The 14,830-nt window shown below is 72.1% G+C and carries 8 protein-coding genes; all 8 read right to left on the minus strand.

The features are described from left to right. Positions 1–91 precede the first annotated feature (91 nt). On the minus strand, positions 92–2,284 hold the full coding sequence (gene glgB, locus ACFV9T_RS33925; protein WP_385446365.1) for a 1,4-alpha-glucan branching enzyme: 2,193 nt from the start codon (positions 2,282–2,284) through the stop codon (positions 92–94). Between the two features lie 436 nt (positions 2,285–2,720). Beyond that, positions 2,721–4,211, minus strand: coding sequence for a maltokinase (locus ACFV9T_RS33930; protein WP_385446349.1), 1,491 nt, complete (start codon positions 4,209–4,211; stop codon positions 2,721–2,723). A gap of 1,389 nt (positions 4,212–5,600) precedes the next feature. Continuing rightward, entirely contained in the window at positions 5,601–7,337 is a 1,737-nt protein-coding gene (gene treS, locus ACFV9T_RS33935; RefSeq protein ID WP_385446350.1) for a maltose alpha-D-glucosyltransferase, read from the minus strand. Continuing rightward, positions 7,334–9,328, minus strand: a complete 1,995-nt coding sequence (locus tag ACFV9T_RS33940; RefSeq protein ID WP_385446351.1) for an alpha-1,4-glucan--maltose-1-phosphate maltosyltransferase — start codon at positions 9,326–9,328, stop codon at positions 7,334–7,336. Before ACFV9T_RS33940 ends, treS begins: the two co-directional genes overlap by 4 nt. Positions 9,329–9,667: 339 nt before the next feature. Continuing rightward, the gene (locus ACFV9T_RS33945) at positions 9,668–10,885 is read right to left on the minus strand and encodes a S8 family peptidase (RefSeq protein ID WP_385446352.1); all 1,218 of its coding nucleotides are present in this window, start codon (positions 10,883–10,885) and stop codon (positions 9,668–9,670) included. A gap of 125 nt (positions 10,886–11,010) precedes the next feature. Then, positions 11,011–11,823, minus strand: a complete 813-nt coding sequence (locus ACFV9T_RS33950) for a pectate lyase (RefSeq protein ID WP_385446353.1) — start codon at positions 11,821–11,823, stop codon at positions 11,011–11,013. 129 nt (positions 11,824–11,952) lie between these two features. Beyond that, the gene (locus ACFV9T_RS33955; RefSeq protein ID WP_385446354.1) at positions 11,953–12,747 is read right to left on the minus strand and encodes a pectate lyase; all 795 of its coding nucleotides are present in this window, start codon (positions 12,745–12,747) and stop codon (positions 11,953–11,955) included. A 45-nt stretch (positions 12,748–12,792) separates the two neighbouring features. Further along, positions 12,793–14,721 carry a rhamnogalacturonan lyase gene (locus ACFV9T_RS33960; protein WP_385446355.1) on the minus strand — a complete coding sequence of 643 codons (1,929 nt, stop codon included), beginning with the start codon at positions 14,719–14,721 and terminating at the stop codon, positions 12,793–12,795. Positions 14,722–14,830: the final 109 nt, after the last annotated feature.

Here is a 14,830-nt window from a genome sequence, read left to right on the forward strand (position 1 = left end):
CCTCCTGAAGGGGGTGAGAGCGCTCTCACACCCTCTTTAGGCGTGTCCACGTCAGTCGTCAACCGTTTGCGTCAACCTTGTGAACGCGGGCTCAGGCCGGGCGCAGCCAGATCGTGGCCAGCGGCGGGAGGGTGGGCAGCAGGCTGGCCGGGCGGCCGTGGGCGGCGGTCGGCTCGGCCTTCAGCGGTTCCGGATTGCGGACGCCGCTGCCGCCGTACCGCGCGTCGTCGGTGTTCAGCACCTCCCGCCACAGCGGGACCGCGTCCGGTACGCCCACCCGGTACGCGTGCCGCACCACTGGCGAGAAGTTGCTGACCGCGAGCAGCGGGGAGCCGTCCGCGTCGAAGCGGAGGAAGGCAAAGACGTTGTCCTCGTGTCCGTCCCCCTCCACCCACGCGAACCCCTCCGGCTCCGTGTCCCGCTGCCACAGCGGCGGCGTCGCCGCGTAGGTCCGGTTGAGGTCGCGCACCAGGTCGCGCACGCCCCGGTGGTCGGCCTCCGCCGAGTACGAGGGGTCCAGCAGCCACCAGTCCGGGCCGTGGCGCTCCGACCACTCCGCCCCTTGCGCGAACTCCTGCCCCATGAAGAGCAGTTGCTTGCCCGGGTGCGCCCACATGAAGCCGAGGTACGCCCGGTGGTCGGCGCGCTGCTGCCACCAGTCGCCCGGCATCTTGCTCACCAGCGCGCGCTTCCCGTGCACCACCTCGTCGTGCGAGATGGGGAGCACGTAGTTCTCGCTGTACGCGTACACCATCGAGAACGTCATCTCGTGGTGGTGGTACTTCCGGTGCACCGGCTCATGCGCCACGTAGCCGAGCGAATCGTGCATCCACCCCATGTTCCACTTCAGCCCGAAGCCGAGCCCGCCGAAGCCGCTCGGGCCCACGTGGTGGGTGGCCCGGGTGACGCCGTCCCAGGCGGTGGACTCCTCGGCGATGGTCACGACGCCGGGGCAGCGGCGGTAGACCGTCGCGTTCATCTCCTGGAGGAACGCCACCGCGTCCAGGTTCTCCCGGCCGCCGTGCGCGTTGGGCGTCCACTGGCCGGGCTCGCGGGAGTAGTCGAGGTAGAGCATGGACGCCACGGCGTCCACCCGCAGACCGTCGATGTGGAACTCCTCGCACCAGTAGACCGCGTTCGCGACCAGGAAGTTCCGCACCTCCGTGCGGCCGTAGTCGAATTCGAGCGTCCCCCAGTCGGGGTGTGCTGCCCGCTGCGGGTCGGCGGGTTCGTAAAGCGGCCGCCCGTCGAACTCGGCGAGCGCCCACGCGTCCCGGGGGAAGTGCGCGGGCACCCAGTCCACCAGCACCCCGATGCCCGCCCGGTGCAGCGCGTCGACCAGGTACTTGAAGTCGTCGGGCGATCCGAGGCGGGCCGTGGGCGCGTAGAACCCGGTCACCTGGTAGCCCCAGGAGCCACCGAACGGATGCTCGGCCACCGGCATCAGCTCGACGTGGGTGAAGCCGAGGTCCTTGACGTACGCGGGCAGCTGCTCGGCCAGCTGCCGGTACGTCAGCCCGGGGCGCCACGACGGCAGGTGCACCTCGTACACCGAGAACGGCAGCTCATGCACCCGCCCGCTGCCCCGCCGCGCCATCCAGTCCTCGTCGTGCCAGTGGTGGTGCGAGGCGTGCACGACGGAGGCGGTCGCGGGCGGGCACTCGGTACGCCGCGCCATCGGATCCGCGCGGACCGTGCGGCTGCCGTCGGGCCGTGTGATCTCGAACTTGTACAGCGCGCCCTCGCCGACGCCGGGGATGAACAGCTCCCATACGCCGCTGGAGCCGAGCGAGCGCATCGGGAAGCCGGTGCCGTCCCAGTGGCAGAAGTCCCCGGTGACCCGGACCCCGCGCGCGTTCGGCGCCCAGACGGTGAAGCGTGTGCCGACCACCCCGTGGTGCGTCATCGGCTGCGCGCCGAGCGCCCGCCACAGCTCCTCGTGGCGGCCCTCGCCGATGAGGTGCAGATCGAGTTCGCCGAGCGCGGGCAGGAACCGATACGGGTCGTGTGCCTCTACTTCGGCGTCGTCGTACGCCACGAGCAGCCGGTACTCGGGGACGTCCGCCAGCGGCAGCACCCCGGAGAACACCCCGTCCCCCTCCGCGCGGAGCCGCGCCCGCACCCCGTCGGCCACGACGGTGACGGCCCGCGCGTACGGCCGCAGCGCCCGGAACCGGACCCCGCGGGTGACGGGGTGCGCCCCGAGCACCGCATGCGGATCGTGACACCCCCCACCAAGCAACCGCCCCCGCTCCGCCGCCCCGATCGGCTCGGCGGCCCGCACGTCGAGGTAGTCGTACGGGGCCGCCTCCGGCGCGGGCGCGGACGGTGGCGGCTGCCGTACGTCGGCGGGCGCGGCCCCGGCCGCCCGAGGCGCCCGAGGCTCGGGCGCTGCCCCGTACGACAGCCGCGAGCCGGGCTTGATGCCCGCGGATTGCGGCGAGTGGGGGTCCCGGCGGGGCGATTCGGGCCCCCGCAGCCCGGCCTCGACGTCCGGTTCGGTAGCCGGGGCGGCGGGCTCGGGTGCGTCGGCGCGGGGGCGTTCCGGCCGGGGCTTGGCCGTGCGCGCCGATCGGCCCGGGAGGAACGTGGGCGGGACCGCCGGGCCCGTCCTGGGGCCGGTGGTGGCCGGGTCGGCGTCGGACGGGTGCTGGCCGGACGGCGGTCGTGCGGTCACGGGGTGGTCCTCCCGGGGGTGTTGGAGGGTGGGTCGGAGGGGGTCAGCGGACGGCGGCGGCCAGGCGGCGGATCGCGGTCATCGGGACCGGCAGCCAGTCGGGGCGGTGGCGGGCCTCGTAGAGGACCTCGTACACCGCCTTGTCGGTCTCATGGGCGCGCAGCAGTTCCGGTTCGTCGCGCGGATCCGTGCCGGAGGCCTCCGCGTACCCCGCGCAGTACGCGTCGCGCATCCGTGCCGCCCAGTCCTGCGCGGCCTCCTGGCCGCCCACGGCCGCCGCGTAGTCGAAGGAACGGAGCATTCCGGCGATGTCGCGGACCGGCGGCTGCGGGCGGCGGCGTTCGGCGAGCGGACGGGACGGCTCGCCCTCGAAGTCGATCAGCGACCACTGCCGTTCCGCCGTCAGCAGGGACTGCCCCAGGTGCAGATCGCCGTGGATGCGCTGGGCCGCCCAGGTGCGCCCGGCGCGGCCGAGGGCGGCGACGTCCTCGTACGCGGCGTGCAGCGCGGCCCGGTACGGCTGGAGCGCGGGCACCGCGGCGGCGGCCGAGTCGAGGCGTTCGCTCATGGCGGCCGCGAGGTGTTCGATCTGCGGGCGGCGCAGTACGGAGACGGGGAGCGTACGGGCCATCGCGAGGTGCACCTCGGCCGTGGCCTGGCCGAGGGCGCGGGCGGCGTCGGCGAAGTCGGCGCGTACGGAGAGGGCGTCGAGGGCGAGCTGCCAGCCGTCGGTGGACCCGGCGAGGTACGGCTGCAGGACGCCGAGCGTGAACGGCTCCGGGCGCGGTCCTGGCCCCTCCGGCGGCGGGGCCGCCTCGAACCAGGCGGCGGGGGCGGGCACCCGGGTGCAGCCGGTGCGGGCGAGGGCGAGGGGGAGTTCGAGGTCGGGGTTGGTGCCGGGGCTGACGCGCCGGAAGAACTTGAGAATGAACGTATCGCCATACACCACCGAGGAGTTGGACTGCTCGGCCGTGACCAGGCGGGGCGGCAGGATGGACGGGATGGCGCTGGAGGGTTCGCGTACGAAGCGCAGCGGGCCGAGGCGGCCGGGGACGCGCAGCCGCTCCAGGAGGAGCGAGGCGAGGCGCGGGTCGGCCAGCGCCTCGTACACGGTACGGCCGTCCAGCGGGCCGCCGCTGGGGTGGCCGACGAGGGCGGGGGCGAGGGAGGGCGGCAGGGTCGAGCGGACCCCGAGCAGGATCTGGTAGCAGTCGCTGGCGGCCGCGCCACGGCGGTGGCCGCAGCCGAAACCGTGCCGGTGACCGGGCGGTTCCGGCTGCTGGGCGCGGACGAGCAGATGGAGCAGCCCGGGGGCGGCGCCGCCGGGCGGGCAGGGCAGTATCTCCGTCGCGGCGACGAGGGCGAAGCCGGTGATGGGACGGCCCTTGCCCGCGAACCAGCGCTGCCGGGGGAGCCACTCGGCGAGCAGCGGCGCGAGTGACCCGAGCAGCCCGGTGGTACCGGCGTTCGGGCTGGCTGGCGGTAAAGCGGTCGGCGGGTGGTGTGCCCCCCGGGAGAACGAAGCTTCCGGCATGGCGTCGCGTCCTTTCCCCGGGCACACGACAGATCAGGGCAAAGTGTCCCGGATTGCGGCATTGACTGTGCGACGGTGCGGGACGTGTCGGGCGAGGATCGTCCGTACGGCGAGTACGGAGTACGCGATCGGCTCCGCCGGTGGCGGTACGTAGTCAGAGTGCCCATGAAGCCCACCCGGAAACGCCACGTCGGCCGGAGGCGCGGGTTTCCCCCACCCCGCCCCTTCCCGAACCGGGGCTCCGCCCCGACCCCCATGGGGCTGCGCCCCTGGACCCCACCAGGGCTGCGCCCCCGGCCCCGGCCACGGGGTTGTGCCCCCGGCCTCCACGCCGGGCTGCGTCCGGGATTGCGCCCCCGTCCCGCGTCCGGGCTTGTGCCGGGCCCGTGTTCGGGGTTGCGCCTCTGGGCCCCGCTTCGGTGCTGCGCCCCGGACCCCCCGCTTCGGGGTTGCGTCCCGGACCCCCGCTTCGGGGTTGCGTCCCGGACCCCCGCTTCGGGGTTGCGCCCCTGGGTCTTACTTCGGGGCTCCGCCCCGGACCCGCCTCGGGGCTGCGCCCACGGCCCCGGCCTCGGGATTGCGCCCCCGGGCCCGGCTGCGGGATTGCGCCCCTGTCCCGCGTCCGGGCTTGTGCCGGGCCCGTGTTCGGGGTTGCGCCTCTGGCCCCCGGCTTCGGGGGTGCGCTCCCGGCCTCGGCTTCGGGGTTGCGCCCCTGGCCCCGGCCTCGGGGTTGCGCTCCGGGTCCCGGCTTCGGGGTTGCGCGCCCCTGGCCCCCACGGGGTTGTGCTCCGGGTCCCGGCTTCGGGGGTGCGCCCCTGGCCTCGGCTTCGGGGTTGCGCCCCCGGCCCCCACGGGGTTGCGCTCCGGGTCCCGGCTTCGGGGTTGCGCCCCTGGCCCCGGCCTCGGGGTTGCGCTCCGGGTCCCGGCTTCGGGGTTGCGCTCCCGGCCTCGGCCTCGGGGTTGCGCTCCCGGCCCCCACGGGGTTGCGCTCCGGGTCCCGGCCTCGAGGGTGCGCCCCTGGCCCCCACGGGGTTGCGCTCCGGGTCCCGGCCTCGGGGGTGCGCCCCTGGCCCCCACGGGGTTGCGCTCCGGGTCCCGGCCACGGGGGTGCGCCCCTGGCCCCCGCTTCGGGGTTGCGCCCCTGGCCCCCGGCCCAGCTCGGGGCTGCGCCCTCGGGCCGCCGTGCCGGGCCCGCGCCGGGGTGGTGGCCCCCGGTGCTGGGCCGGGGCGGGGGCGAGACCGCTCTCGCCACCGGGCGTGAGAGACGCGACCGCCGAGGCAGTGCTGCGGGGGCTGGGGCGCAGGCCCGGAGCGCGCCTGCGGTGCCAGGCGCGATGGGGGGCGGGGTCCGGGGCGGAGCACCGGTTTCGGGAAGGGGCGGGGTGGGGGCTAGACCATGGGCCGGGGCACGGGGTCGGCTCGGCGCAGGCGGAACCAGTAGAAGCCGTGGCCCGCCAGGGTGAGCAGGTACGGGAGTTCGCCGATCGCGGGAAAGCGGACGCCGCCGATCAGCTCGACCGGGTGGCGGCCCGCGAAGGACTGCAGGTCCAGCTCCGTCGGCTGGGCGAAGCGCGAGAAGTTGTGCACGCACAGCACCAGGTCGTCCTCCCCGTCCGGAGTCCGCGGGGCCTCGCGCAGAAAGGCGAGGACGGCGGGGTTCGAGGAGGGCAGCTCGGTGAAGGAGCCCAGCCCGAAGGCCGGATTCTGCTTGCGGATCTCGATCATCCGCCGGGTCCAGTGGAGCAGGGAGGACGGCGAGGACATGGAGGCCTCGACGTTGGTGACCTGATACCCGTAGACCGGATCCATGATCGTGGGGAGGAAGAGCCGCCCCGGATCGCAGGAGGAGAAGCCCGCGTTGCGGTCGGGGGTCCACTGCATGGGGGTGCGTACGGCGTCGCGGTCGCCGAGCCAGATGTTGTCGCCCATGCCGATCTCGTCCCCGTAGTAGAGGATCGGCGACCCCGGGAGGGACAGCAGCAGCGCCGTGAACAGCTCGATCTGGTTGCGGTCGTTGTCCAGCAGCGGGGCCAGCCGCCGCCGGATGCCGATGTTGGCGCGCATGCGCGGATCCTTGGCGTACTCCGCGTACATATAGTCGCGCTCTTCGTCGGTGACCATTTCCAGCGTCAGCTCGTCGTGGTTGCGCAGGAAGATGCCCCACTGGCAGCCGGACGGGATGGCGGGGGTCTTGGAGAGGATCTCCGAGACGGGGTAGCGGGACTCGCGCCGCACGGCCATGAAGATGCGCGGCATGACGGGGAAGTGGAACGCCATGTGGCATTCGTCGCCGCCCGCCTCGTAGTCGCCGAAGTAGTCGACGACGTCCTCCGGCCACTGGTTGGCCTCGGCCAGCAGCACCGTGTCCGGGTAGTGGGCGTCGATCTCGGCGCGGACGCGCTTGAGGAGTTCATGGGTGCGGGGGAGGTTCTCGCAGTTGGTGCCCTCCTCCGCGTACAGATACGGCACGGCGTCCAGCCGGAATCCGTCGATGCCGAGGTCCAGCCAGAAGCGCAGGGCTGCCAGTACCTCCTCCTGGACGGCCGGGTTCTCGAAGTTGAGGTCCGGCTGATGCGAGAAGAAGCGGTGCCAGTAGTACTGCTTGCGTACCGGATCAAAGGTCCAGTTGGACGTCTCGGTGTCGACGAAGATGATGCGGGCGTCCTGGTACTGCTTGTCGTCGTCGGCCCAGACGTAGTAGTCGCCGTACGGTCCGTCCGGATCGGTGCGGGACTCCTGGAACCACGGATGCTGATCACTGGTGTGGTTCATGACAAAGTCGATGATGACGCGCATGCCGCGCTGGTGCGTGGCGTCCACGAACTCGACGAAGTCGGCGAGATCCCCGAACTCCGGCAGCACGGCCGTGTAGTCCGAGACGTCGTAGCCGCCGTCGCGCAGCGGGGAGGCGAAGAAGGGCGGCAGCCAGAGGCAGTCGACGCCGAGCCACTGCAGATAGTCCAGCTTGGCGGTGATGCCCTTGAGGTCGCCGACGCCGTCGCCGTTGCTGTCCTGGAAGGAGCGGACCAGGACCTCGTAGAAGACGGCGCGTTTGAACCAGTCGGGGTCGCGGTCCTTGGCCGGGGTGTCTTCGAACTTGTCCGGTACGGGCTCGTTGACGATCATGATGTGGGTGACCCTCCGATCGGTGAGGACGGTCGCAGGGAGAGCACGTGCGCGGGGGCCATGTCACGCCCAGGCTCCAGGCGCACGTAGTTGTCCCTGCCCCAGTGATAGGTCTCGCCGGTGAGCTCGTCGCGCACCGGGGCGGACTCGTGCCAGTCGAGGCCGAGTTCCGGCATGTTCAACGAGACCGTCGCCTCCTGGGTGTGGTGGGGGTCCAGGTTGACGACGATGAGCACGCACGAGTCGCCCGTGCGCTTGGAGTAGACGATGACGGAGTCGTTGTCGGCGTGGTGGAATCGGAGGTTGCGCAGCCGGTGCAGGGCGGGGTGCCGCCTGCGCAGCCGGTTGAGCCGGGTGAGCAGCGGGGTGAGCGACGCTCCGGTACGCTCCGCGCCCGCCCAGTCGCGCGGGCGCAGCTGGTACTTCTCGGAGTCGAGGTACTCCTCGCTCCCGGCGCGCAGCGGGGTGTTCTCGCACAGCTCGTAGCCCGCGTAGACACCCCAGGTGGGGGAGAGGGTGGCGGCGAGGACGGCCCGGATCGCGAAGGCCGGGCGTCCGCCGTCCGAGAGGTAGGCGTGGAGGATGTCGGGGGTGTTGACGAAGAAGTTGGGCCGCATCCAGGCGGCCGCGTCCCCGGACAGCCCGGTGAGGTAGTCGGTCAGCTCCTGCTTGTCGTTGCGCCAGGTGAAGTACGTATACGACTGCTGGAAGCCGATCATGCCGAGCGTGTTCATCATCGCGGGCCGGGTGAACGCCTCGGCGAGGAAGAGCACATCGGGGTCGGTGCGGTTGATGTCCCCGATCACCTTCTCCCAGAAGACCACGGGCTTGGTGTGCGGGTTGTCGACCCGGAAGATCCGCACCCCGTGGGACATCCAGAACCGCAGCAGCCGCTCGGTCTCCCGGACGAGTCCGGGGAAGTCGGCGTCGAAGGCGATGGGGTAGATGTCCTGGTACTTCTTGGGCGGGTTCTCGGCGTACGCGATCGTCCCGTCCGCGCGGTGGTGGAACCACTCGGGGTGCTCGGTGACCCAGGGGTGGTCGGGCGAGCACTGGAGCGCGAAGTCGAGCGCCACCTCCATGCGCAGCTCGCGCGCCCGGGCCACGAAGTGGTCGAAGTCGTCCAGGGTGCCGAGGTCGGGGTGGATCGCGTCGTGGCCGCCGTCGGGGGAGCCGATCGCCCAGGGGGAGCCCACGTCGAAGGGGCCCGCCGAGAGTGTGTTGTTGGGGCCCTTGCGGTACGCGGTGCCGATGGGGTGGACGGGCGGCAGATAGACGACGTCGAACCCGGCGGCGGCGATGGCGGGCAGCCGCTCGGCGGCGGTACGCAGCGTCCCGCTGACCGGCCGCCGCCCCTCCGCCACCTTGGCGCCCTCGGAGCGCGGGAACAGCTCGTACCAGGAGCCGAACAGCGCGCGCTCCCGCTCGACCTGGAGCGGCATCGGGCGCGAGGAGGTGACCAGTTCGCGCAGCGGATGCCGGTCGAGCGCGTCGGTGACCTCGGGGGCGAGGGCCGCGGCGAGCCGGTCGGCGACCGGGCGGCGCTCGTCGCGCAGCCCGTCGACGGCGCCGAGCACCGCCTCCCGGCCGTCGCTCTTGGGCACTCCGGCCGCCGCTCTCTCGTGCAGCCGGGCGCCCTCCTCCAGCACCAGGTCGGTGTCGATCCCGGCCGGGATCTTGATGCGGGCGTGCTGGCGCCAGGTGGCGACGGGGTCGCTCCACGCCTCGACCGTGTACGACCAGCGGCCGGGCGCGGTGGGGGTGATCTCGGCGCCGAGGCGGTCGGTGCCGGGGGCGAGTTCGCGTAAGGGGGTCCACGGCCCGGAGCGTCCGGCCGGATCGCGGAGGACGACATTGGCGCTGACCGCGTCGTGGCCCTCCCGGAACACGGTGGCACTGACCTCGAAGGTCTCGCCCACGACCGCCTTGGCGGGGCGGCGGCCGCAGTCGATCAGCGGACGGATATCCAGGATGGGAATACGACCGATCATAGGATCACCTGACGGCGTCGCGGGCTGATGTGCGGAGGGCGCTTGATGGTCGGCGGCGGCTTTTGTCCTTTGTATAGGCTTTACCGCCGGGCGATGGGTTGCGGGCATGACAGCTCCTGTCCGCGTTCACTCTGGTGGGCGGATGGGGTCGGCCATGGGGGGCGCGTTCGGGAAGCCTTCCCACCGGACACCGGGAGACAATCCGGGTTCCCGTTAACTACCGGTTCGTAACGCGGGGTACGCGAAGCGGCCCCGCGCGTATCCGTGCGGGGCCGATGATATGACCGTAATCATGAGGGGCGGCAGATGCCGTCTCAGCCGCCTGCGGCAGACGCAGCGTCAGCCGACCACCCGCAGCAGGCGGTTCGGCGCGCCGCGCCCCGGGTTCCGTACGGCGCCCTCGGCCGCTGCCGCCGTGAGCGCCGCGCTCACCCGGGCCGGGGTCGCCGAGCGGTGGGCGGCGAGGTAGAGCGCCGCCGCGCCCGCGACATGGGGCGCCGCCATCGACGTCCCCGACAGCGTCGCCGCCGCCGTATCGCTCGTCCGGGAGGCCGAGACGATCCGGTCGCCGGGCGCGAACAGGTCCACCGCCGGGCCGTAGTTGGAGAACCGCGAGCGGCGGTCGGCCCGGTCCGTCGAACCCACCGTGATCGCCTCGGGCACCCGGCCCGGCGAATACGCGCCCGCGGACCGGCCCGCGTTGCCCGCCGCGATGGTGAAGGTGAGACCGGCGCGCGCTCCGGCGCGTATCGCCTCGTCCCACTCCGGGACCGGCCCCGCGATCGCCGACCCCAGGCTCAGGTTCACCACCGACGGCTTCCGGGCGTGCCGCAGCACCCAGTCCAGACCGGCCAGCACCTCGGCGCTGGTGCCCTCGCCCCGGTCGTCCAGCACCCGGACGGCGACGAGGTCGGCCTTCTTCGCCACGCCGTACTGCGCGCCCGCGGCGGTCGCGGCCACATGGGTGCCATGGCCGTTGCCGTCCTGCGCCACCGGGTCGTCGTCCACGAAGTCCCAGCCGGAGCGGGCCCGGCCGCCGAAGTCCCGGTGGCTGGTGCGCACTCCGGAGTCGATGACGTAGACCGTCGTCCCGCGCCCGCCGCCGGACGGCGCCGTGTACGCCCCGTCCAGCGCGGCCCCGGCGGGCTGATCGATCCGGTCCAGACCCCACGACGGCGGGTACGGCTGCGTGGTGGCGGTGGCGCGCAGGGACACCTCGGCGTCCCGGGTCACCGAGGCGACGCCCGGGTCCGCCGCGAGCCGTCTCGCCTGCGCCTCGTCGGCCCGTACGGCGAAGCCGTTCAGCGCCCTGCTGTACGTACGGCGCACCGTCGCCCCGTACTCCTCGACCACGTCCTTGCCCGGCCCGGACGAGGCCGAAATCCCCCGTTGCAGCGTCACGATGTACGTGTGGTGCGCGGCCGAGCCCGCGGCCTGGGCGGGCAGTGCCGCGCCCGTCAGTACCACCGCGGCGGCGGCCAGCGCCCCGGCCGTCCGGCGGCGGCCTCTGCTCCTGCTGTGCGGACTCCTTCTGCGCGTGCTCCTCCTGTGCGCCATGGAAACGATCCCTCCCACCCTCCCCGATGCGAAGGCGGCCAGGGTCTCGTGGGGAGGGGGCCCCGACAAGTGCGCATCAGGGGGCCCACCGCGCGCGCGGCGCGCGGTGGGCCGGTGCCGGGCGCCTACTTGTAGGAGATGTCGGACTCCTTGTAGAGGCAGGTCTTGCTGTCCGGTCCCGAGCCGGTCTCCTCGGGCTCGTCGCCGGTGTCGTTGCCCTTGAAGCGGACGCAGGGGTCGATCTTCTTGCCGCTGTCGCCGATGATCGTGATGTTGCTGAGCTTCGCGGTGTCCCCGAAGTTCTCATTGACGCCGACGAGCGACTTGCCCGGTGCGGTCACCTCCACGCCGTCCACCACCACCGCGCGCTTCTGCTGCTTCGAGCAGTTGCCGCACGAGCGGTAGAGCTTGCCGAAGTCCTGCACGGCGAAGTCGCGGATGGTGAGCGTGCCGCCGCCGTTGTGCTGGAAGACCTTGTCGTCGGCCTTGCGCGCGCCGCCGCCCGTGATCGTGTACTTGGCGTTGGCGCCGCCCAGGAAGGTCGCGGCGTCCTCGCCGACGTCCTCCCACCAGACGTTCTGCAGGGTGCAGCTGCCCTCGCAGTGGATGCCGTCGGCGGCGGGGGAGCCGATGACGACGTTCTTCAGCGTGGCGCCGTCGGCGAGTTCGAACATCGCGGGCTGGCCCTCGTCCTGGCCGCCGTCGCCGAGTTCGCCCTCGCCGATGTAGCGCCGCATCTCGCCGTCGACGACCCCGGAGATCTTCTGCGTCGAGCTGACCGGCTTGTCGTCACCGGGGGTGGGCCACTCGGCGGACGCCGAGGCCGAGGAGAGCATCGTCCCGGCCGTGATCGCGCCGATCGTGAGGGCGGCGGCGCCGAGGCCGCCGATCAGGGCGCGCTTGCGGGTGGGACGCGGTCTGTGGTGCTGCGGTGCCATGTGTATCCATTCCGTGGGGGGAGTGGGGGGATCATGTACGCCCTGAAGTCGCCACCGGAACGGAAGACGTTGCCGCCCGGCCCGCAAAAAATCACGGACCGGGCGGCGGACCTCAGCTACGCCTGACGGCTACTTGTAGGTGAGGTCGGAGCTGCTGTACTTGCAGTACGTGCCGTCGGCGTTGCTGCCGTTCTTCGTCGGCTCCTTGCCGGTGTTGTTCCCGATGTACTTCTGACACGGGACGATCTTCTTGCTGCTGTCCCCGACGATCGTGACCTTGCGCAGGGTCAGCGAGTCCCCGTAGTTGGTGTTGATCCCGCCGATGACCTTGCCCGGGGCGGTGATCTCGGTGTTGGTCACGTTGATCGTGCGCTTGTACTGGCTGGAGCAGTTGCCGCAGGAGCGGACGAACGTCGAGAAGTCCTGCCCGGCGAAGTTGGAGATGTTGAGCGTGCCGCCGCCGTTGAACTGGAAGATCTTGTCCTCGGCCTTGCGGGCGCCGCCGCCGATGACGTTGTACGTCTTACCGGTGCCGCGGAACGTGGCGGCGTCCTCGCCGACGTCCTCCCACCAGACGTTCTGCAGCGTGCAGCTGCCCTTGCAGTGCACGCCGTCGGCCGCCGGGGCGCCGAGGATGACGTTCTTGAGCGTCGCGCCGTCGGCCAGTTCGAACAGCGGGCCCTGGTCCTCGCCCTGGTTGTCGCTGCCGAGGTCGCCGTCGCCGTAGTAGCGCTTCATGCCGCCGTCGGTGGTCCCGCTGACGGGGATCGTCTTGGTGACCGCCTGCGGGCTGCCGCTGGGCGTGGGCCAGCTGGCGGCCGACGCGGCCGACAGGGAAAGACCGGTGGTGATCGCGCCCGCGGTGAGGGCGATGGCGCCGAGGGCACCGCCCAGCGCGAGTCGTCTGGTGCTGCGTTCTGCCATATCAGCTCCTTGTGCGGAAGGGGGTGATGCGGGAGGGAAAGGGGGTCAGGGGGTCTTGATGGACGGCCGCGGCGGGGTGGCCATCTTGTTGCCGATGAAGAAGCTGGGGTGGGGCGGCTGGTTGTAGCCGGTGTTCTGCCAGGCCAGCGCCTCGCGGTACTGCCGGTCGTGCAGCAGCGTGGTGATCCGCCGGTCGGTCTCGTACGGCGTGGAGTAGATCCGCAGCGCCGTGTTGTCGGTGGTCGGCCAGATGACCTCCTCGCGCCAGTCGCCGAGGATGTCGCCCGCCAGCGACGGGTTCGCCTTGGTGCCGTTGTTCGAGTGCACCCCGGAGGCGGTGAGCTGCCGGGACTCGCCGGACGTCCCGTACTTGTCGACCTTCGTACCGTCCAGCAGCTCGCGCACCGGGTCGCCGTCCCACCAGGACAGGAAGTTCATGGAGGAGGGCTTGCGGCCCTTGGTGGCACCGGAGGCCGAGCGGATCTGGTCGTCCTTCGCGGACCACATCTCGGCGCCGTCGTTGCCCGCCCAGATGTCACCGGCCACGCCGCGCCCGTTGTCGCCGTTGGCCCCGGTCGTCCAGAGCACCTGGCCGGTCTTGGCGTCGGCCAGGTACGAGGACGGCTTCGAGGAGTCCTCGTCGACCTTGAAGTACTCCAGGCCCGGCCGGGACGGGTCGAGGTCGCCGAGGTGGGCCGCGTCGCCGTGGCCGTTCTTCGTCGTCCACAGCCCGGAGCCGTTGTCGTCCACGGCCATCGAGCCGTAGACGATCTCGTCCTTGCTGTCGCCGTCCACATCGCCGATGGTCAGCGCGTGGTTGCCCTGCCCGTCGTAGCCCTTGCCGCTGTTGGTGGAGCTGTTCGTGTCGAACGTCCACTTGCGGGTCAGCTTGCCGCCCTTGAAGTCCCAGGCGGCGATGACGGAGCGGGTGTAGTAGCCGCGCGCCGCGATCAGGGAGGGCGTGGAGCCGTTGAGGTACGCCGTCCCGGCGAGGAAGCGGTCCACCCGGTTGCCGTACGAATCGCCCCACGAGGAGACCGTGCCGCGCGCCGGGACGTAGTCCACGGTGTCCAGCGCGGCGCCCGTGCTGCCGCTGAACATCGTCAGGAACTCGGGGCCGGTGAGCACATAGCCGCCGGAGTTGCGGTGGTCGGCGGACGCGCTGCCGATCGTCTTGCCCGCGCCGTCGACCGTGCCGTCCGCGGTCTTCATCGCGACCTCGGCCTTGCCGTCGCCGTCGTAGTCGTACACCTGGAACTGGGTGTAGTGCGCGCCGGAGCGGATGTTGCGGCCCAGGTCGATGCGCCACAGCCGCTTGCCCTGGAGGGTGTAGCCGTCCACGATCGTGTTGCCGGTGACGCCGGACTGCGAGTTGTCCTTCGCGTTCGTCGGCTGCCACTTGAGGACGAGATCGAGGTCGCCGTCGCCGTCCAGGTCGCCCACGGAGGCGTCGTTGGCCTCGTACGTGTAGCCGGAACCGGCGGCCGGGGGCGAGATCGGGACATCCAGGTAACCCGAGCGGAACGCGAGGGCGCCGGGTGAGGCGGGCTGCTCCGTCCCGTTCACCACGGCGCGCACCGTGTACGTCTCGGTGGCCGCCGCGCCCTTGTCCAGGTAGTTGGTCGAGCCCGTGATCGGGGACGCGTTGACCTTGGTGGAGCCCCGGTAGACGTTGAAGGCGACATTGGCCGGGTCGGTGGCCAGCCAGCGCCAGCTGACCAGGTTGTCGCTGCCCGAGCGGACGCTGACCAGACCCCGGTCCAGCTTCTCCAGCTGGGCGGCTGCGGCCTTGGTCGCCTTGGTCGCCTTGGTCGTGCCCTCTTCGGCGGCCCCCGAGATACCCGCCAGACCGGTGACGGCCAGCCCGCCCACCGCGAACGCCGCGACCAGCGTCCGGGGACGGCCGAGCCGCCCGCGCGCCGCGTGTCTGGGCGGGTGACCGGGTGCGGGCTGCGATTCGTCCCGGATACGCACGGGGCCTCCAAGGCATGGGGGGATGTGAACGCCCCCTAGTGGTCGCCCTGGCCGGAAAGGTTGCCGCCTCTCGACCGAACTTCGCGGGGCTCGGGCGAAACAGCCGAAA

It is taken from the genome of Streptomyces sp. NPDC059850, from assembly GCF_042731515.1.
Classification (GTDB): Bacteria; Actinomycetota; Actinomycetes; order Streptomycetales; family Streptomycetaceae; genus Streptomyces.